At 47.2% G+C, this 16,699-nt stretch carries 21 protein-coding genes; 6 read left to right on the forward strand and 15 right to left on the reverse strand.

Going from position 1 to position 16,699, the window contains the following annotated elements; genetic code table 11:
* Window positions 1-187 precede the first annotated feature (187 nt).
* Both OCU43_RS17945 and purU read right to left on the reverse strand, forming a co-directional pair.
* A complete protein-coding gene (locus OCU43_RS17945) occupies window positions 188-595 on the reverse strand; it encodes a CBS domain-containing protein (protein WP_091357527.1) in 408 nt (135 codons plus the stop codon).
* Window positions 596-777: 182 nt separating this feature from the next.
* On the reverse strand, window positions 778-1,632 hold the full coding sequence (purU, locus tag OCU43_RS17950) for a formyltetrahydrofolate deformylase (protein ID WP_091357529.1): 855 nt from the start codon (window positions 1,630-1,632) through the stop codon (window positions 778-780).
* Window positions 1,633-1,855: 223 nt separating this feature from the next.
* On the opposite strand from purU, the gene OCU43_RS17955 reads away from it, so the two are divergent.
* From OCU43_RS17955 to nfsA, 4 genes are read left to right on the forward strand one after another with little or no spacing between them, the layout of a single operon-like run.
* Window positions 1,856-3,415 (forward strand): thymidine phosphorylase family protein, encoded by a 1,560-nt coding sequence (locus OCU43_RS17955; protein ID WP_091357532.1) that lies wholly within the window; start codon window positions 1,856-1,858, stop codon window positions 3,413-3,415.
* On the forward strand, window positions 3,396-4,280 hold the full coding sequence (locus tag OCU43_RS17960; protein WP_091357535.1) for a ribose-phosphate diphosphokinase: 885 nt from the start codon (window positions 3,396-3,398) through the stop codon (window positions 4,278-4,280). Before OCU43_RS17955 ends, OCU43_RS17960 begins: the two co-directional genes overlap by 20 nt.
* Window positions 4,277-4,879, forward strand: coding sequence for an alpha-ketoglutarate-dependent dioxygenase AlkB family protein (locus OCU43_RS17965; RefSeq protein ID WP_091357536.1), 603 nt, complete (start codon window positions 4,277-4,279; stop codon window positions 4,877-4,879). Before OCU43_RS17960 ends, OCU43_RS17965 begins: the two co-directional genes overlap by 4 nt.
* 3 nt (window positions 4,880-4,882) lie before the next feature.
* Window positions 4,883-5,620, forward strand: a complete 738-nt coding sequence (nfsA, locus tag OCU43_RS17970) for an oxygen-insensitive NADPH nitroreductase (RefSeq protein ID WP_091357539.1) — start codon at window positions 4,883-4,885, stop codon at window positions 5,618-5,620.
* A 264-nt stretch (window positions 5,621-5,884) separates the two neighbouring features.
* On the opposite strand, the gene OCU43_RS17975 is transcribed toward nfsA, so the two are convergent.
* The 11 genes from OCU43_RS17975 to OCU43_RS18025 form a co-directional block, all read right to left on the reverse strand.
* Window positions 5,885-6,289 (reverse strand): DUF7336 domain-containing protein, encoded by a 405-nt coding sequence (locus OCU43_RS17975; RefSeq protein ID WP_091357541.1) that lies wholly within the window; start codon window positions 6,287-6,289, stop codon window positions 5,885-5,887.
* Window positions 6,290-6,347: 58 nt separating this feature from the next.
* Window positions 6,348-6,641: a hypothetical protein gene (locus OCU43_RS17980; RefSeq protein ID WP_091357543.1), complete on the reverse strand. Its 294-nt coding sequence runs from the start codon at window positions 6,639-6,641 to the stop codon at window positions 6,348-6,350.
* Between the two features lie 495 nt (window positions 6,642-7,136).
* A complete protein-coding gene (locus OCU43_RS17985; RefSeq protein ID WP_217647423.1) occupies window positions 7,137-7,787 on the reverse strand; it encodes a GIY-YIG nuclease family protein in 651 nt (216 codons plus the stop codon).
* Window positions 7,788-7,872: 85 nt separating this feature from the next.
* Complete coding sequence (locus tag OCU43_RS17990) at window positions 7,873-8,364, reverse strand: hypothetical protein (RefSeq protein ID WP_139203180.1); 492 nt, start codon at window positions 8,362-8,364, stop codon at window positions 7,873-7,875.
* 68 nt (window positions 8,365-8,432) lie between these two features.
* Window positions 8,433-8,807, reverse strand: a complete 375-nt coding sequence (locus tag OCU43_RS17995; protein ID WP_091357549.1) for a hypothetical protein — start codon at window positions 8,805-8,807, stop codon at window positions 8,433-8,435.
* Window positions 8,808-8,907: 100 nt separating this feature from the next.
* Entirely contained in the window at window positions 8,908-9,624 is a 717-nt protein-coding gene (locus OCU43_RS18000; RefSeq protein ID WP_091357551.1) for a hypothetical protein, read from the reverse strand.
* Between the two features lie 117 nt (window positions 9,625-9,741).
* Window positions 9,742-10,599: a hypothetical protein gene (locus OCU43_RS18005; RefSeq protein WP_139203181.1), complete on the reverse strand. Its 858-nt coding sequence runs from the start codon at window positions 10,597-10,599 to the stop codon at window positions 9,742-9,744.
* Window positions 10,600-10,708: 109 nt separating this feature from the next.
* Window positions 10,709-11,560 carry a pPIWI-associating nuclease domain-containing protein gene (locus OCU43_RS18010; RefSeq protein ID WP_091357555.1) on the reverse strand — a complete coding sequence of 284 codons (852 nt, stop codon included), beginning with the start codon at window positions 11,558-11,560 and terminating at the stop codon, window positions 10,709-10,711.
* 101 nt (window positions 11,561-11,661) lie between these two features.
* Window positions 11,662-12,150, reverse strand: a complete 489-nt coding sequence (locus OCU43_RS18015; RefSeq protein ID WP_091357558.1) for a DUF695 domain-containing protein — start codon at window positions 12,148-12,150, stop codon at window positions 11,662-11,664.
* A 453-nt stretch (window positions 12,151-12,603) separates the two neighbouring features.
* Window positions 12,604-13,470 (reverse strand): DMT family transporter, encoded by an 867-nt coding sequence (locus OCU43_RS18020; RefSeq protein ID WP_175483506.1) that lies wholly within the window; start codon window positions 13,468-13,470, stop codon window positions 12,604-12,606.
* Between the two features lie 388 nt (window positions 13,471-13,858).
* Window positions 13,859-14,044, reverse strand: coding sequence for a hypothetical protein (locus OCU43_RS18025; protein ID WP_091357565.1), 186 nt, complete (start codon window positions 14,042-14,044; stop codon window positions 13,859-13,861).
* A 708-nt stretch (window positions 14,045-14,752) separates the two neighbouring features.
* On the opposite strand from OCU43_RS18025, the gene OCU43_RS18030 reads away from it, so the two are divergent.
* Window positions 14,753-15,223, forward strand: a complete 471-nt coding sequence (locus tag OCU43_RS18030; RefSeq protein ID WP_091357568.1) for a chemotaxis protein CheX — start codon at window positions 14,753-14,755, stop codon at window positions 15,221-15,223.
* A 52-nt stretch (window positions 15,224-15,275) separates the two neighbouring features.
* Here OCU43_RS18030 and OCU43_RS18035 read toward each other — a convergent pair whose 3' ends face one another.
* Window positions 15,276-15,719, reverse strand: coding sequence for a flavodoxin domain-containing protein (locus tag OCU43_RS18035; RefSeq protein WP_091357571.1), 444 nt, complete (start codon window positions 15,717-15,719; stop codon window positions 15,276-15,278).
* 164 nt (window positions 15,720-15,883) lie between these two features.
* Between OCU43_RS18035 and OCU43_RS18040 the strand changes: the two genes are divergently transcribed.
* Window positions 15,884-16,213 carry a hypothetical protein gene (locus OCU43_RS18040; protein WP_091357574.1) on the forward strand — a complete coding sequence of 110 codons (330 nt, stop codon included), beginning with the start codon at window positions 15,884-15,886 and terminating at the stop codon, window positions 16,211-16,213.
* 101 nt (window positions 16,214-16,314) lie between these two features.
* On the opposite strand, the gene OCU43_RS18045 is transcribed toward OCU43_RS18040, so the two are convergent.
* Window positions 16,315-16,695 (reverse strand): c-type cytochrome, encoded by a 381-nt coding sequence (locus OCU43_RS18045; protein ID WP_175483507.1) that lies wholly within the window; start codon window positions 16,693-16,695, stop codon window positions 16,315-16,317.
* Window positions 16,696-16,699 lie beyond the last annotated feature (4 nt).

The following is a 16,699-nucleotide window of genomic DNA, read 5'->3' on the forward strand; positions in this document are numbered from 1 at the left end:
GATTCCATACATCAAACGCAGAAAGTAAAAAGAAAAACAGGCTGTCATCCCGGCGCTACAGGAAAGCCGTTAAATAAGCCCGGTCAGGCTTAACCTACCCATGTATCAGACTGGCCAAGCCAGTGCAGAAGGGATCCCCATCCGCAATGGATACCCAGCGCAGCGGAAAGACGGTCTACAACTGAGATCAGCCGTCCTGAGCAAACTGCTCAACCGCACGCAGCACATCACGGCGACTGATCTGGCCGATCAGTTTACCATTTTTTATCACCGGCAAGCGACGTCTTTTATTAATAATAAACTCTTCGGCCACCGAGATGATGTCGGCGTCATGGGAGATCGTGTACACCTCCGGTGACATGTAATCGCCCACCTTTCCGCCCATCTCCTCTTCGTGGTAGGTCAGAGTCAGAATCGCTTTAAGACAGTCAGCCTCGGACAGCAATCCAACCAACTCACCATTTTTACCAATCACCGGGGCTCCGGTAATCCGGTATTTCAGCAGCAGATTTATCGCTTCAAACAGATCAGTTTCCGGCGTAAATGTAATCAGCTTTTCAGCCATATAATCGCTGGCTTTAACAGATCGCAACATCAAGTATCCTCCAGGCGGACAATCAGTAATCTATCGGCCGGTCCTGCCGGCGCTTTATTGTAAAGTTTTATTACTAACTCATTGATCGGCTTTATCTTAGCCCAGCTGTCAGTAACAAAACACTGTCCGAGATCTATCAATTAGGCGAATATCGCTCACCAGCCCCAGAATGAGTACAGTGGTCAGTTAAACACCACCGTCTTATTCCCATGCACCAATACCCGATCATCAAGATGCCAGCGCAAGCCCCGTGACAGCACGGTTTTCTCCACATCTTTACCCAGTCTCACCATCTCCTGTGGCTGATCACGATGGCTGACACGTACCACATCCTGATCAATGATCGGTCCGGCATCCAGCTCCTCAGTCACATAGTGACAGGTTGCCCCAATCAGCTTAACACCGCGCTCGTGAGCCTGGTGGTAGGGTTTTGCGCCGGCAAAAGAGGGTAAAAAACTGTGATGAATATTGATAATCCGGTGACGATACAGCTCACATACCGTGCTGGGCAGAATTTGCATATAGCGAGCCAGAACAACCGTGTCGGCCTCATGCTCGACTATCAACTGATGCACCCGGTCAAAGTGGGGTTGCTTATCCTCTTTATCGACCGGCACATGGTGGTATGGGATACCGTGCCACTCGACCATGCTACGCAGATCATCATGGTTGGAAATCACACAGGGGATCTCACAATCCAGCTCGCCTTCATGGTAGCGGTACAGCAGGTCTGCCAGGCAGTGAGAATCACGACTGGCCATCAGTATAACTTTCTTGGGCACCGATGAATCGGTAATCTCCCACTGCATTTTGAATGACTGAGCGATCGGTGTGAACTGCTCAATCAGTTGCTCGCGATCAAAGCTTCCAGACGCAGTAACAATTTCAACTCGCATGAAAAACCAGCCAGTAGAACTGTCAGAGTGCTGGTTAGCATCGGCTATAGAACCGCCATGACTGGAGATAAAATTACTTACCATCGCCACAATACCCAATCGATCAGGGCAAGCCAGTATCAGTCTGAATCTGCGTTCCATCGTGTCCTACTTTTCTGTCAGTTTTTAAAGTGAGCGACATTCTATCAGCTATCCGGACTCACGCCACCTGTCTCGTTAACAACCAGTGAAACCACCGGAATAAGTAGCTCTGTCATGTACAGCCCATCCTGTTGTCTGCTATAAACAGATCAAAAGACCATTTAATCTGGCGACCGGATTTAGTCACAACAGGACTCAGATCCGGACAGGGAGCAAAGCAAAGATGATCTCCACCCCCGAACGAGCCACAACACTTCAGGCCCGCAGACTGGGTATTGATACCCGACAGGAACCGATAATCTATCTCAGGGCTGACAGCCCCGTATGCCGCTCAGAAGGGTTCTCTGCCCTGTCGCGGGTGCTGGTGCATACTGAACATTGCAAGATTATAGCCACCCTCAATATCATAACCGGCGAGATGTTACGCCGGGGGCAGATCGGTTTTTCCGAATCGGCCTGGCTGAGATTACAACTGAATACTGATGACAACGTCTGGTTGACTCACCCCCGCCCGGTGCAGTCTCTGTCCCATGTACGGGCAAAGGTGTATGGCCACTCTCTCAGCAAACAACAGTTTCAGGAGATCATTAACGATATCGTTGATGGCCGCTATGCCGATGTGCATATCGCCGCCTTTATCACCGCTTGCGGCGACGATAAGCTCAATGATGCTGAGATCATCGCCCTGACCCAGGCGATGATAGACTCAGGCAGCCGCATCGACTGGGGGCAGCCGATGGTGATCGACAAACACTGTGTGGGTGGATTGCCCGGCAACCGTACCACGCCCATCGTGGTAGCCATTCTGGCCGCCAGTGGCCTGACGATGCCAAAAACATCATCCCGGGCGATCACCTCCCCCGCCGGCACTGCTGACACCATGGAAACGATGACCGAAGTCAGTCTGACACTGGAGCAGATGAAACAGGTCGTGAAACAGGAAGGTGCCTGTCTGGCCTGGGGAGGCTCAGTGCGGCTGAGTCCCTCTGATGATATTCTGATTCAGGTTGAACGAGCGCTGGATATCGACAGTGAAGGACAACTGATCGCGTCAGTACTATCGAAAAAAATAGCCGCAGGTGCCACCCATGTGCTGATCGATATTCCCGTGGGCCCCACCGCTAAAGTGCGTTCGCAGAAGGCTGCCGATAAACTGGCCGCCTCGTTCCAGAAAGTCGGTGAACAACTGGGGATTAAGATTCAGATACTCTTTACCGATGGCAGCCAACCAGTAGGCAACGGTATCGGGCCAGCTCTTGAGGCCAAGGATGTACTGGCAGTATTGCAGAACGACACCGATGCCCCGCAGGACCTCAAACAAAGAGCCCTGACGATGTCCGGCACGATGCTTGAAATGGCCGGAGTTGTTGCACCCGGCGGGGGCATAGAAAAAGCGACCACCATTCTGGAAAGCGGTCTGGCGTGGGAAAAATTCTGCGCAATCTGTAACGCTCAGGGCGGTATGAAGCAGCCCGATGAAGCCCCTTACCTGTTCAAACTGATGGCTGACAGAAAGGGAACCGTAACCCGGGTTGATAACCGTCGCCTGGCACAGGTTGCCAAACTGGCCGGAGCGCCGATCGATCCAACCGCCGGCTTAGAGATCCATGTCAAACTGGGGCAACAGGTTTATCCCCATGAACCCCTGCTAACCATCCATGCGGAAAGCTCCGGCGAGCTCAACTACGCGGTCGACTATCTGGAAAGCCACCCCGACATTATCTGCCTGAACACGGATGAGGGATCAGCAGAGGAGAACACTGATGAAAACCCTACTGATTAATCTGGAATCTGACCCACAACTGGAGGCTCAGCTCCTCAATCAACTGGATGCCCAGAAAGGCGAAACAGAACTGCGTCGCTTTCCCGATGATGAGACCTATCTGCGGGTGCTAACCGACTGCAAAGACCGTAACGTGGTGATCTTTTGCAACCTCTACCAGCCGGATAACAAGATACTCAGGCTTCTGCTGCTCAGCTATACCCTGCGCCAGATGGGCGCCCTGAAGATTGGTTTAATTACCCCCTATCTGGCCTATATGCGGCAGGATAAGCAGTTTCATGACGGTGAGTGCGTCAGCTCACGCCCGTTTGCCAGACTGATCTCTGAAAGCGTCGACTTTATGGTCACTGTCGATCCCCATCTGCACCGTTACGACTCCCTGGATGAGATATACAGCATCCCGTCACGGGTGGTTCACGCCGCCCCACTGATTGCCGACTGGATCAGGAATAATATCCGCAAACCACTGCTGATCGGGCCTGACAGCGAAAGCGAGCAGTGGGTGTCCAGCGTAGCTGAGCTGGCGGGTGCCCCCTTTCAGGTGCTGAACAAGATCCGCCGGGGCGACTACGATGTTGAAGTAACACTGCCCGAAGTCGAGCGCTGGCGTGAGCATACCCCGGTGCTGGTCGATGATATTATCTCCAGTGGCCGGACCATGCTGGAAACCATTGCCCATCTGCAACATGCCGGGATGCCCAGAGCCACCTGTATCGCCGTGCACGGTATTTTCGCTGCCGATGCCTACCCGCAGCTAGAAGCGGTCGCGGAGGTCATCACCAGTCGCTGCATCCCCCATCCCAGCAGTCAGATTGAGATCGCCCCTGCTATCGCCGCCGCAACCCGGGAACTACTGGAGGGATGACAGAGATCCCTATACCTCAGGGGGAGTTAACGCTGGACCCGGGGTTTATTGCCGAAAACGAAGCCCGCACGCTGTTCGATTCACTTGAACAGCAACTGAACTGGCAGCAGGCCCGGATCAGAATGTTTGGCCGGATGGTGAATATTCCCCGCCTGCAGTGTTTTCAGGGAGACCCGGGCATCCTCTATCGTTACTCAGGTCTGAGCCTGCAAACCGAACCCTGGCACCCACTGATCCATGCGCTCAAACAGCGCGTAGAAGCCGCCGCTAAACACAGCTTTAACAGCGTGCTGATCAACTATTACCGTGGCGGACAGGACAGCATGGGATGGCACAGTGATGATGAACCGGAGCTGGGCAGCAATCCGGTGATCGCCTCCCTGAGTCTCGGTCAGAGCCGCCGTTTTCTGCTGCGCCACCGGTTTGACAAAAGCATCTCTCAGCAAGAGCTCTTGCTCAACAGTGGCTCTCTGCTGATAATGGCAGGTCAGTTACAGCATTTCTGGCATCACAGCGTGCCTAAAACCAGCAAACAGCTGGAGGGGCGGATCAATCTCACCTTCCGGCATACTTTCACCACAGATACCCAGATGGAATAACCGATGAACCCCGTTATAGAGTTACTCAACAGTCACCGATCAATCCGCAAATTCACCGATCAGCCTATTCCACAGGAAACCCTCAACACCCTGGTACAGGCGGGGCAAGCCGCTGCAACCTCCAGCTTTATTCAGGCATGCACGGTAATTCAGGTGAATGATCAGGACAAGCGCAACCAACTGGCGGAATGTGCCGGAGGCCAGGCTTATGTCGCTGAGGCGCCTGTATTCCTGGTATTCTGTGCGGATATGCAACGCAACAAACTCGCCTGCGAAATGAACGACGCCGAGATCAACTCAGGCTTCACGGAACAGTTTATTACCGCCACGGTCGATGTCGCCCTGTTCGCCCAGAACCTGACCGTCGCCGCTGAATCACTCGGCTTAGGCATTGTCTATATCGGCGGCATCCGCAACCAGATCGCCCGGGTCTCAGAACTGCTGGAGCTACCTGAACTGGTCTACCCAGTCTTCGGTCTCTGTCTCGGATATCCGGATCAGAACCCGGAAGTTAAACCCCGTCTGCCGGTGGAAGTCGTCCTGAAACAGGACAGCTATAGTGACAGTGGCGATAAGGAAACCATCGCCGAATACGATAAATCCGTACGCGAATACTACCAAACCCGTACCGGCGGCAATAAAGAGATGACCTGGAGCGAACAGATGTCCGGCATGCTGGTTAAAGAAGCGCGGCCGCATATGTTGTCTTTTCTTCAAGAGCGGGGGTTTTTATTGAAATAATTAGGGTCTGCTAAGCCCTAGTTTCGAAGCGGCCAGTGGCTAGAACGCGGCTGCGCCGCTTAGAAAAAAACAGAACGCTGCTTCGCAGCTCGCTAGTCGCTAGACGTCACTTCGTGACTTGCTAGAAAAAGCATGGTTGCCGGGTGTAGGTTTAGGTACGTGGCCTTAAAATAACACCTTTGTAATAGGCCGTATTGCTGTGAAGCAGCACATTTAGCGGTCCAGCCCGAAGGGCGATTATTCACAAGCTTGTTATAAATCATTTCAGGTTTTCTCAATGGCTAAAAGATCTGTAACGCCAGGTTTAAGAGTGAACTCTTTGCATTTAACAAAATCTCCCACTTTGAATTCAAGGCTAACTCCCTCATCTACAGAACATATTTCATAGATATTATCAGGGTGTTTAGCTGCGGTAACACAGGAAAATTTTTTACCATCACGGACGTAAATAACAGTCATAATGGCAAATCCACTTTCCCAATTATCCTGGCCTAATTTGCATTCAGAAATATCAAAGCCATCCGGATAATAACAAAATCCCGGCTGGTCCTTTAAACGCTCTATAGCAAGCAGTGCATCTTCCTCGGAAGCATAGGCACCAATGAATTTTTCATCTTCATTCAAGTCCGACTCGTAACTATGCCAAAGTAGATAAACGATACTTTTCATGAATTTAACGCCGCTAGTTGGTGCGCTGTTAAACGTGTTCCCAGCCTATCCTTATTTATTATGCATTCTCTCGGGATGCAACATTATGAATTAGCTTTCCACGGCATATAAAGTAGTAAGCAGCTACGGAAAATAGGATAAGCTGGGATAACGCAGTAATGCCTTTGGAAACCGCGGCCTTTCGTAGTGAGTCCGCCATTGAAGCAAAATCGGACGATCTACCAGCAGCATCTGCAAGATGAAAATGCGCATAGACAGCACCAATTGCTTCAGGGATCGATATTATTGCTAGTACCAGCAAGTAGATTCCAAATATTCTAATTGCCACCCAAATCCATTCACTCTTACTCATTTTCCATCCTTAGTGCAGTCGTGATAGAGCGCCCCGTTACCGAGGCGACCCCACACAGATCCGGACGTGCGGAACTACCGCATCCGGCTCTTCAATAATATCCTTGCCCGTGTAGAACACAGACCCTCAGTACCAGTCCACGGCTAACAACCTTTTACTCACTCGCATGGGCTGGATTCCAAAATATCTTAACATCTCCTTCATCCCTGACCACGTGTAACTTTTCCGACCACTTCGCCGGTTTAACCAGATATCTAGACGTTAAGTATGAGGCAAGAAAATAAATCTGTCCCCTTTTTCAATTTGGTGGTCAATCCCACGAACGGGTCGGTCGGTGCAGGGCTTTCGTTCGTGCTTGAAAAAGGAGCTAAACCCGGTCTCTCTGGGTTCCGTCATAACCTCGCAACACTATTCCCATAAATAAGCACAGTGTGATGACAGGGCTTGTTCAACAACCGGATAAAGCCGCGGCTGCGCGCGGCCTATCCTTATTTATTAGGCCCGATGCGTGTTAAATCGTTCATTAACTTCACTACAACCCTCTTCGTGAAATAGATCAGTAGTCATCATTATTGAATAAGGTCCAAATTCATCTACAAATTTTTCGGCGTTTATGGATATATCATCTGCTGGCGAGAAATATTTATCATCATAATCTTCGGCAATAAAACCAAGATCTGTACGTTTGATTGTTTGATCAACAAGATATCCAGCAATCTGCTTCTCTTGCGTAATCTCAAGCCAAACCCTTTCTTTTGGTTGAACGATACGCACAGAAACAATATCCGTTTTTAACCACTTTGTGTACTTGGATTGTAATCTTTCCAGGATTTCAATTGCTGAAAACCGGTCTTCTTCTGACGCATTCCCGCTCTTTTGTAATAAACGAATAGCCTTATCAATGGGGTACTTAAAAAATTCACGGCTACTATTTACTCTAAAGTCTGAAATTTCATCATGAATTTTCTTTTCAACACCTTCATAGTCGTCACAAAATACCTCAAAAGCTACTTGGAAAGGAGTGGGGACACCGGTTTTGAACAGCTCTCGCGCTCTACTCCTACTATCCCTTTTTGTTCGGCCAATTTTTATTAAACCAGGCATAGATTCATTAATCAGAATGTATACATAACCAGAATCCAACATGCTCTCCTTTAAGGCCTAACGACCAAGCTCACACGACGAAAACCGCTCAGCGGTTTTTGGTCGGGTGGAGCGCTTGGTTATGCGTTTAGTTTCCGCAGCCACTATAGTCTGACTCCTTACACACAGACAGCCAATATTGAGATTTTGTGTCATTTCCATGCTTTGCATAGAGCTTACTGAGTAAAATTGCTGAGTACCCATAGCCGGACTGCTTGGTGTTCGCATATTTTTCATACCACTTAATTGCATTTTCTTCATCGTTGTATGGTGAAGAGCGCAATACATGCCCAAGCGCCAAGTAAGCTGGTGCAAACGAACCTTTGGCGGCCAAGTTATAATAATAGAGTTCTTTTTCACTATTTCCGGCATATCCAAATGACATGCCTACTGCATATTGGATGTTGGGATTTTCATCATTGGCCGCACTTAAACAATAATTGTTCAAGTGAACTTGTTTTGGGTTTTCCTTGATTGCATTAAGGCAGATTTGACTATCAGAGTCCGCAAATGCTGGGTAACTAAAAACCCATAGAGTAAACATTAACAAACGCACCATGCCAATTTCCTTTTCACGCATAACGCTGCCATAAACGGCGCGAGCTTGCGAGCGTCCGGCGACCGAAGGGAGCGAATTTAATGGCCTTGTTAGCGAATACTTTGGCAGACACTTGGAGCCTCCCAGGCTAATACGTTTATGCAGTAGTTGCAGCCAATGATGAAGTACTCTTTAGAGCCTGTTTTGGCAGCAGATGCAAATCCTTCTCTATCTCTCTCTTGGTCAAGCCACCCGCCACTGTGGATCTCATAGAACCAACCGTTGGACGATGAGCAATTTGGCCAGAATTCTAAAAGATCTCCTTCATCTAATACTCGATATCCCGCAGGAGAATCGAATGAAATGTCGATTTTATCTCCATCGATGAGAACTGTAACTATGAGAGTTTCTATATCGAATTCTATATAGACAATCTCGATATCCTCATCTTTCGATAACGGTGGCTCAAGTGCTTTACATTTCATCGATTAATCCGAATCTATCTGTATCGCTAACGCCCAGATCAGCGGGCAATTGAAGCGCAGCGTAAATTGATCCGCTGCAGCTGTTTGTTAAATTGCATTACTACAAGATTTCCTCTACCTCGCCTGACAAAAATTTCTCAGACTGATTTTCACTGATATCTAGCAGCTTTTCTCTGTACTTATTTATATCAAGGAACCAAAAACCTCTCCCACAAGTCTTGCCGGTACGACCCGGCTTAGTATTAAATGTTGTGGCTAAATAGAATTTTTCACCAACACGGTATCCCGTGGCACCAACAACTCGCGTTTCATTCTCTTTGGAGTATTCATCTATAGTTTCCTGAGTCGCAACTTTCTGGAGCCTTCTTTGAGATAGCCATTTAACAGGCCAAGACTTTCCGGTTTGATCTATTAACTGAACTTTGTATATCTCAGTTATAGAAAGACCGTCAGGTAATGAAATGCGGAATTCTTCTTTTTCACCCTCACTCAATTTCACTTTTCTCTGAGGCTCTTGACTCCATAACCATCGCCCAAATTTATGCTGCCAGTATCTAGTGGCTCTTTGTTTCCAATTTCTTGGGGTAATGAAATACTTAATACTATCAATTGACACCGGCCTTCTTCCCACCGCCCTAACTGTAATTTTATGCTTTGGAGAATTAGGGCCGTCATAGCCAAATGAAGACTCGCATTTTAGTTTTGGCTTGTCCAAGCCGTGCTGCCTAAACCGAAGCCATAAACCAAGTAAACCTGCGACAGTTCCGATAGTTCCTGTAATCGCGCCCCAAAGAGCAAGAGCTTCAGTTTGACTCATATCTTTCCTTGCAATTTAACGCTCGCTTAAGTGGACAAAAATTGTTGGCTAAACTGTGTAGCGCAGCGAAACGTAGCCAACTGTTTTTGTTCCGTTTAAAGCGCTTGTTATAACGGTTTACTTGAAGCCTTGATGAACATTCCCAGTAACTTCAAATTGATTTTGCTGAAACTCTACCGATGGAATATCAACATGGTCTTTTAACCAAGGCCACACTTCATTAGTTTTACCATTAGCCTGATGAGCTACGTAGAAAAATGATATTACGGGCTCTATGCAGTTGATAATATTAAAAATAGAGTCTTTGAAATATGCTTTATAAAACTCAGTTGCATCGATAGATTTCTGGTGGATTATCTCATTTCTGTACTCTTCAAGAGTAACAAAATGTCCCCACCATTTTTGCTTTTCTACAGCCTTAGTTTCGTACAACTCAGGAAGAATGTATTTAATCTTAGTTTTTAAACTAAGCCACCGCTCAATGGCTACTTTATCGTATGACTCTATAATACCTTTCGAGTTTTTCTTAGCTTGGTAAATGTGCCCATGAGGAATACTAAGATTAGCAAATGCTTCTAAAGCAGTATAAGCAAAGACGATTGCAGATTGAATTTCTTCAATGTAGTCGTAAACGTCTTGGGAAATAGCACTTATCGCATCTTTTTTATTTCCGGTTAGCTTAGTAATATCCAATTCGTAGCTACTGCTTTTAAATTTCCGGTCAAAAATTGCTTTTGCTCGACTTGAAGCTTTAGTGCTTACGCTCATTAACATGCCAATGTTGTTTGGAACGAAGTAACTAATCTTTCTCGAACGGTTGAGTTCGACGGTATCGATGTCTTGAATCAACATTGAACCGCTACTATCTTTTGCGAAACGAAACGTAGGCTTCGTCATTCTCAAGTCAGGTATTTTGTACCCTTCGGGTGTCAAACCAACCACTAATGAACTTTTAGATTTATTAGGACTCTTCATATTCGCCTATCGTTATAACGCCGCCAACACAGGCGACCGGAACGTAGTGTAGGCCGTCCAGTGCAATGCTTTTTTTGCATTGCACGATTGTGCTTGGCCTTGTTAAATTTTATTTCCACCATGACTCAGCTGAAACCACAATGCTTTCTTTTATCACAAACGCTCCTTTAGGTTTGTTAGCTTTTGCTTTGCACTGAAAATAAACTGGAAAACTATCGCTAATTGCTACTCCATCGCCTTTGCGTCGATCAGATGATGAGCCGTATTGGAGATCGACGTATACAGTACTCCCTCCCTGGATATATATAAAAGACTCATCAATAGCTGTCACTTGAAAGCCATCAAATTCTAAGTAATCAATAAAAGTATGTGTAGAAAGCTCATCAAGAGACTGCAGAATTTCCTCTAGCAGCTCTTTTTCTACATAATCAGCAAGCTTCTCCGGAATAAATGACAGTACTTCCTCTTTTCCTGATTGGATTATCTCCATTGCCTCATTAAAGGTAATGATAAGCTCTTTTAATTTTTGATACGCCTTTTGGGGACCAAGCCCAAAAGTTGCTTCGCCGACATGCGTGAACAAGTTTAGCGTTTCAATATGGTCTTGGTACTGTGCAATATAGTTTTTAATACCATCTCTGACATGCTCAGACAGAATGTGATCTTGAAGCCCAGCCTGCATACAGTACTTTAGCTTTTGACCACGGTTCGCTTTTTCAGGATCATCGAATGTCGGACTAAACCATATACATTTACTTACTCTTTCATCTGGAGCCTTCCGATTCAAAACATGCCTTAGAAGTTCACGCATCGCGAAGGCAAAGTTATTGAACCTCAATGGATTTGGATATGAGCAAAAATTCCTTAATGCACTAACAAACAGCTTGTCTTCAAACTCAGTTTCTAGGTGAGATCTGAATTCAATTACAAAATTATGCTTTAGTAGATTCTTTAGCTTCAAACTCAGCACCTGGTTGTAATTTTAACGCCCGCATTTGGGGCCGTAGTGAAGCGCAGCGTAACGGAGGTCCCAGCCCCGAAGGGGCGAACAACATGCGCTTGTTATGTTTTTATTTGCTCGAAGTACCATTTTGCTTGCTCCCACTCCATATCTTGCTCCATGTGCCAATCAAAGGGCCGAGGATGCCTATGGTGATCTACGATATATTGAAGATGTTCGTGAGCAATATCTGGATCATAAACCCGCCAAACGAGACGGCGTGTTTTATTCCATGTTTCACGGATTAGAAACAAAGCGTTACCACCTGCTTTTATTTCCTCATCGAGCTTGTCGCAGAAAGGATCAACGATATCTCTTTCTTCTTGAGATGGCATTCCATTTTCAATTAGATCATCGAAGTCAATAATCACGGACAAATGCCAGCTGAATATCTTTTTTGGCTCGAAGTCTTTTAAGGCTGAGTTAAAAACAGCTACACAGGGCAGACCATCCGATTTCCACTCGAGTACACCGTACTCTTCTTCTGGAAGAACCACTCTTACCTCATTGTCTTTGAGTTTTTCTTTTTTCCCGAATAGCTTCTTTAGCACGAAACTCTCCCTGAAACATAACAGCTAATTATAGTGCCGTTTGGCACTATAACTCCCAGGCACTATAAGTCCGAGAATCCGATAAGCCAAAATTCACATTCATTCTATATATCAGCAGGTTAGCGACAATTAAGAGAGGCTTTTTAAAGAATTATAGTGCCTGTAAAGGCTGCGTCCCTGCCATAAACTTGCCTCAATCATAGTATCCACATTCTGTTAAATCAAAGCGTTAGTTCAATATTTACCTTGCTCAAGGGAAAGGGGGTCCTCTGAATTGGGAGAGTTGAGATATAACAACTCCAGTACTGTCGTATATCAAAGCCAATAGTTTGAGGGAGTTATCCACAGTGAATAACGGGAAGATGTGGGTCTGTAAATGAGGGACTTTCTCTGTGACCCCGGTGTTCTTGGCGTGCCCTCACAAGTCCGGCGAGCAACGAGCAACAAAAAGCGTTAATTCAACCTCCTTTTTTCAGCCCGGTTGCTGATGTAGTTGCCGATTAACATCACTAACGCGCCTATTAAAACAGCCCACTCCAACGGTTCGCCGTAAAAAAGAAAACCCACCGCGGCGATCAGGGGCAATCTTAAAAAATCCATCGACACAACAACCGTTGCATCAATCAATTTCATCGCCCGGGTTAAGCAGTAATGGGCACTCATGGCGGTTAGTCCGACCATCAGGATCCATGGCCAGGCGTCAACGGAGGGTGTTTTCCAGTCATACAAGGCCGGGATCAGCCCTAGCGGCAGTTGGATCACCGTCATGTAAAACAGGATGCATAGCGGAGTGTCTATATGGGCTAGTTTTTTGGTCTTTATATGGGAGATCGCGTAACAGATCGCACCGCCCAACACCGCCAGAGCTGCGGGCTTCATTACCTCCAAACCTGGACGTAAAATGATCAGCATGCCCACAATACCCAGCCCAATAGCGGTCATCCGGGGGAGGGTTAATCTCTCGCCTAAAAGGAACACGGCCAGCAGGGCGGTCCACACTGGCACGGTGAACTCAATCGCGAAGACCTCGGCAAGGGGTATGAAGGCCAGCCCGTAAAACCAGCCAAACTGGCCGCAGTAATGGGCCAGATTCCTGACAAAATGTATCGATATCGCTGGCGTACGCACCTGCTGCCAGCCACTACGGTTTAACAAAAAGGAGATCACCAGCAGACCGATAACACTGCGGAAGAACAGGATCTGGAAGGTGCTGAGTTCGTCTGATAGCTCACGCCCCCCGATAGCCATTGTCATAAATGAAACCAGGGTGCCGACCATCCATAATGCCGCAATTGAAGCAGGATGCTTATTATTTCCCAAAGGCTGTTGATCCTTAATCGGTGCTTATTTAGCTCCGTAGTGGATCACGAAGGCTCGTATATGGTCAACTGCTCCCAATCCACTAAGGCTCACCAGAACGCTGCTTCGCAGCTTGCTAGTTGCGTAAAGTCCGGCCTGCCCCCACTGGAAAAACTTCAATGCCTGACGCAAAAAAGCATAGGCAAAGCGTTCACCACAGAGGACACGGAGAAGAGCAACTCATCAGATTCACTCTGTGTTCTTCGTGTGCTCGGTGGCGAGTCTGTTTTAGATTGAGACAGGGGGCTGGAGAATAAAACTCAACCAGTAGCTGCTATGAAGCAATCCTTGCCCTATAAAACACGATAAACCTTAAAGCCAGGCAGGAATATAACAGGAGTTCCAGGTGTTATGCCGCTTGCTCAGTCATTGGTGTGAGTATCCAAAGCCCATGGATGGCATTCAAATACCAGCTGTTGAGAGACGCTATCTCATCAACGCTATCGCAGGATGACAGGATTTCATAGTAGCTATCCGCCAGTGACTGTGTTCTTTCAAATAGTTCAGTTAAGTCCATACGGGTAGGTATGCTCATCGTTTACCTCCGGCGCTGTATTATCGCGCAACAAAAAATTAAGAAGCCGACTCTGCTTAAAACTGAACCCGAATATCCCAAACAATATTCGGTTATTATCTTTGCTAAAATTTTGATTGATCGATATCGCCTGCTCTATTAGCTTAATACAAACAAACAGACTGTATAATTTATATACAACCACGAGAACAAAGTCACGCCTTTTATGCTGCACCGCAGCATAAACAGCAACAATAAACTCTATCCGATTGAAATATAAGACGCTTTAATTATTACAAAATAAGCGCGACGCAACACAAACCTTTTTCATCAGCGTAAAACCAAGCTGTAGATAAGCCCCGAAAACGGTTTAAGAAGCGCATTTCCTCAGCGGGATAGGTCAAACATATTCAGGAGACAGGGACGGTAGAAGTGGATCGCTGGGGGGACTCGCCCCCTGGCCAATATGGAAGAAGCACGACAAATAACTTTATGTTTTTTCCAGCGAATCACGTAGCGACGTTCTAACCACTAGCTAGCGGCGAAGCAGCGGTCTGCTTTTCACACCTTCCCATTTTGGCATATATACAACAGACTCAGCGCTTTGTATTTGTTAGATTTTACGTCTAACAGATCCATTTTTTGTCTGAACACCCGTATTCCAGTCATAAACACAGGGTTCAGCAATCAGTTCGGCGATAAGCTTGTTTTTAAAGGGTGGTAAGAGTTATGAAGTTTGCATACGTCAACCCATTTTTAAAATCCATGGTAAATGTTCTGTCGACCATGGCCAATATAGAGTGCACAGCGGGAAAAGCCTATCTTAAACAGTCTACCAGCGCAGAGGGACATGTAACCGGGATTATGGGGTTAGCCGGACCCCATGCGAAAGGCTCTTTTGCGGTCTCTTTTACTCAGTCTGTGATTCTGGATATTACTGAACGGATGTTGGGAGAAACCCTGACGACGATCGATGAAACCGTCACTGATATGGTGGGTGAGTTGACCAATATGTCTGCTGGCGGTGCAGTGGCACAACTGTCTCAGAAAGGGTATGACCTGAATATGGCGACCCCTGTAGTTGTCAGCGGCGAATCACACCATATCAACCACTCCTCTAAAGGCCCGATTATTGTGGTGCCATTTTCGACCGATTCAGGTGATTTTTTCGTCGAGATCTCCTTTTGCTCCAGTAATTAATCTGAGGGGAATCCGCAGACGTCCTGGCCTAATTGATTGTAGTCCCCTCCCTTCAGAGCTTTTCCGACCAGCGCTCAATCCATTCGGCAGCGACCTCATCGGCGTCCGGCGTTTCACAGCTATCAATAAACAGTGCCTGTCCGACAGGCCTGGCCCCCAGATCGTGCATCAGTTCATTCATCTGTTTTCCCCCTTCAGCAAACGACTCATAGGAACTGTCTCCCAGGGCAATCAGACCAAAACGTACACCGGAGAAATCCGGCTGATGCTGTCGCAGCTGATCATAGAGAGGCTGAAGGTTTGCAGGTATCTCCCCCTGACCGATGGTTGCTGTGCAGATCAGTATCACATCCGGATTTTCGGCCACCTGCTGATAGCTCGGTTCATTCAATAATGTTGCCCGGTGCCCCAGTTGATTTAGCTGTTCGGTGCAGTCGTCTGCAATCAGACTGGCATTACCATAAGTGGAACCCACTACAACCCTGATCTCTGCCATATTCCCCTCTCTTCAACCCGACGATTCAGCTTATAGTCATAAAATCGCTATATAGTAATGAAAACCGACACAGGGTTGAATGTTGATTTTTTTAAATTCACCGTTTACCCGCGTATTTCTGTCAACTATCTTTAATAGGACAGTACCAAAAGGGGAAATAGACCATGCCGAACAACCATGTGGCTCAGCTTATTAAGAAGCTTGAGGATCAATCGACCGAAAAATCGAAACTGGTTGACTGTAATTTTGCGATAAGCGAAGAGGATAAGTTTAAAGTTGAAGCGTTAGCTGAGCTGTTTCATTGCTCCGAAGAACAACTGGTTGCCGACCTGTTGCATGCAGCGCTGCTTGAGATCGAAGAGAAGATGCCTTACCGGGCGGGCACAAAAGTTATTCGGGTCGAAGAGGGAGATCCTGTCTACGAAGATGTCGGACCGATGCCCCGCTATATGGCGATTAAAAGCCGACTCAGCAAAATCACCCAATGTGCCTGATCAGCAGCGGTACGATATAAAACGTTAGTGCAGAAAACCGCGGCGGGTCTGAGCGTTAGCAGAGAAAAGAATCAGCGGGACTTTATCCCGCTGAGTCAGACTTATAACGTTTTCAGATAAGCGATCAGATAATCCTGTTCGGCAGGATCAGTGATCGAAACGTGACGCATCCGGGTGCCCGGAACCAGTTTAGTATTATCAGAAACCCACTTACGCAGATTATCCTCGGTCCAGGTGATGCCAGATTGTTTCAGCGCTTCAGAATAGGCAAAGCGTGGCAGTGAAGCAGCCTCTCTGCCGACAACACCAATAAGACTCGGACCAAAGGCATTTTTGCTGCTATCAGTAGAGTGACATGCCTGGCACCGTTTAAACACTTCTGCACCGGCAGCAGCCATGGCTGCTTCATCGGCCTGCGCAGAAGTAGCTACCATGCCAACCATCGCGGCTGCTGATAGCAACTTAAGCATTACTTTCTTCATGATC

It is taken from the genome of Amphritea atlantica (assembly GCF_024347255.1).
Taxonomy (GTDB): Bacteria; Pseudomonadota; Gammaproteobacteria; order Pseudomonadales; family Balneatricaceae; genus Amphritea; species Amphritea atlantica.

Bases quoted from the DNA above. Each gene is read 5' to 3' on its own strand.
- OCU43_RS17945 (WP_091357527.1), bottom strand. From the start codon at position 595: ATGTTGCGATCTGTTAAAGCCAGCGATTATATGGCTGAAAAGCTGATT.
- purU (WP_091357529.1), bottom strand. From the start codon at position 1,632: ATGGAACGCAGATTCAGACTGATACTGGCTTGCCCTGATCGATTGGGT.
- OCU43_RS17955 (WP_091357532.1), top strand. From the start codon at position 1,856: ATGATCTCCACCCCCGAACGAGCCACAACACTTCAGGCCCGCAGACTG.
- OCU43_RS17960 (WP_091357535.1), top strand. From the start codon at position 3,396: ATGAAAACCCTACTGATTAATCTGGAATCTGACCCACAACTGGAGGCT.
- OCU43_RS17965 (WP_091357536.1), top strand. From the start codon at position 4,277: ATGACAGAGATCCCTATACCTCAGGGGGAGTTAACGCTGGACCCGGGG.
- nfsA (WP_091357539.1), top strand. From the start codon at position 4,883: ATGAACCCCGTTATAGAGTTACTCAACAGTCACCGATCAATCCGCAAA.
- OCU43_RS17975 (WP_091357541.1), bottom strand. From the start codon at position 6,289: ATGAAAAGTATCGTTTATCTACTTTGGCATAGTTACGAGTCGGACTTG.
- OCU43_RS17980 (WP_091357543.1), bottom strand. From the start codon at position 6,641: ATGAGTAAGAGTGAATGGATTTGGGTGGCAATTAGAATATTTGGAATC.
- OCU43_RS17985 (WP_217647423.1), bottom strand. From the start codon at position 7,787: ATGTTGGATTCTGGTTATGTATACATTCTGATTAATGAATCTATGCCT.
- OCU43_RS17990 (WP_139203180.1), bottom strand. From the start codon at position 8,364: ATGCGTGAAAAGGAAATTGGCATGGTGCGTTTGTTAATGTTTACTCTA.
- OCU43_RS17995 (WP_091357549.1), bottom strand. From the start codon at position 8,807: ATGAAATGTAAAGCACTTGAGCCACCGTTATCGAAAGATGAGGATATC.
- OCU43_RS18000 (WP_091357551.1), bottom strand. From the start codon at position 9,624: ATGAGTCAAACTGAAGCTCTTGCTCTTTGGGGCGCGATTACAGGAACT.
- OCU43_RS18005 (WP_139203181.1), bottom strand. From the start codon at position 10,599: ATGAAGAGTCCTAATAAATCTAAAAGTTCATTAGTGGTTGGTTTGACA.
- OCU43_RS18025 (WP_091357565.1), bottom strand. From the start codon at position 14,044: ATGAGCATACCTACCCGTATGGACTTAACTGAACTATTTGAAAGAACA.
- OCU43_RS18030 (WP_091357568.1), top strand. From the start codon at position 14,753: ATGAAGTTTGCATACGTCAACCCATTTTTAAAATCCATGGTAAATGTT.
- OCU43_RS18035 (WP_091357571.1), bottom strand. From the start codon at position 15,719: ATGGCAGAGATCAGGGTTGTAGTGGGTTCCACTTATGGTAATGCCAGT.
- OCU43_RS18040 (WP_091357574.1), top strand. From the start codon at position 15,884: ATGCCGAACAACCATGTGGCTCAGCTTATTAAGAAGCTTGAGGATCAA.
- OCU43_RS18045 (WP_175483507.1), bottom strand. From the start codon at position 16,695: ATGAAGAAAGTAATGCTTAAGTTGCTATCAGCAGCCGCGATGGTTGGC.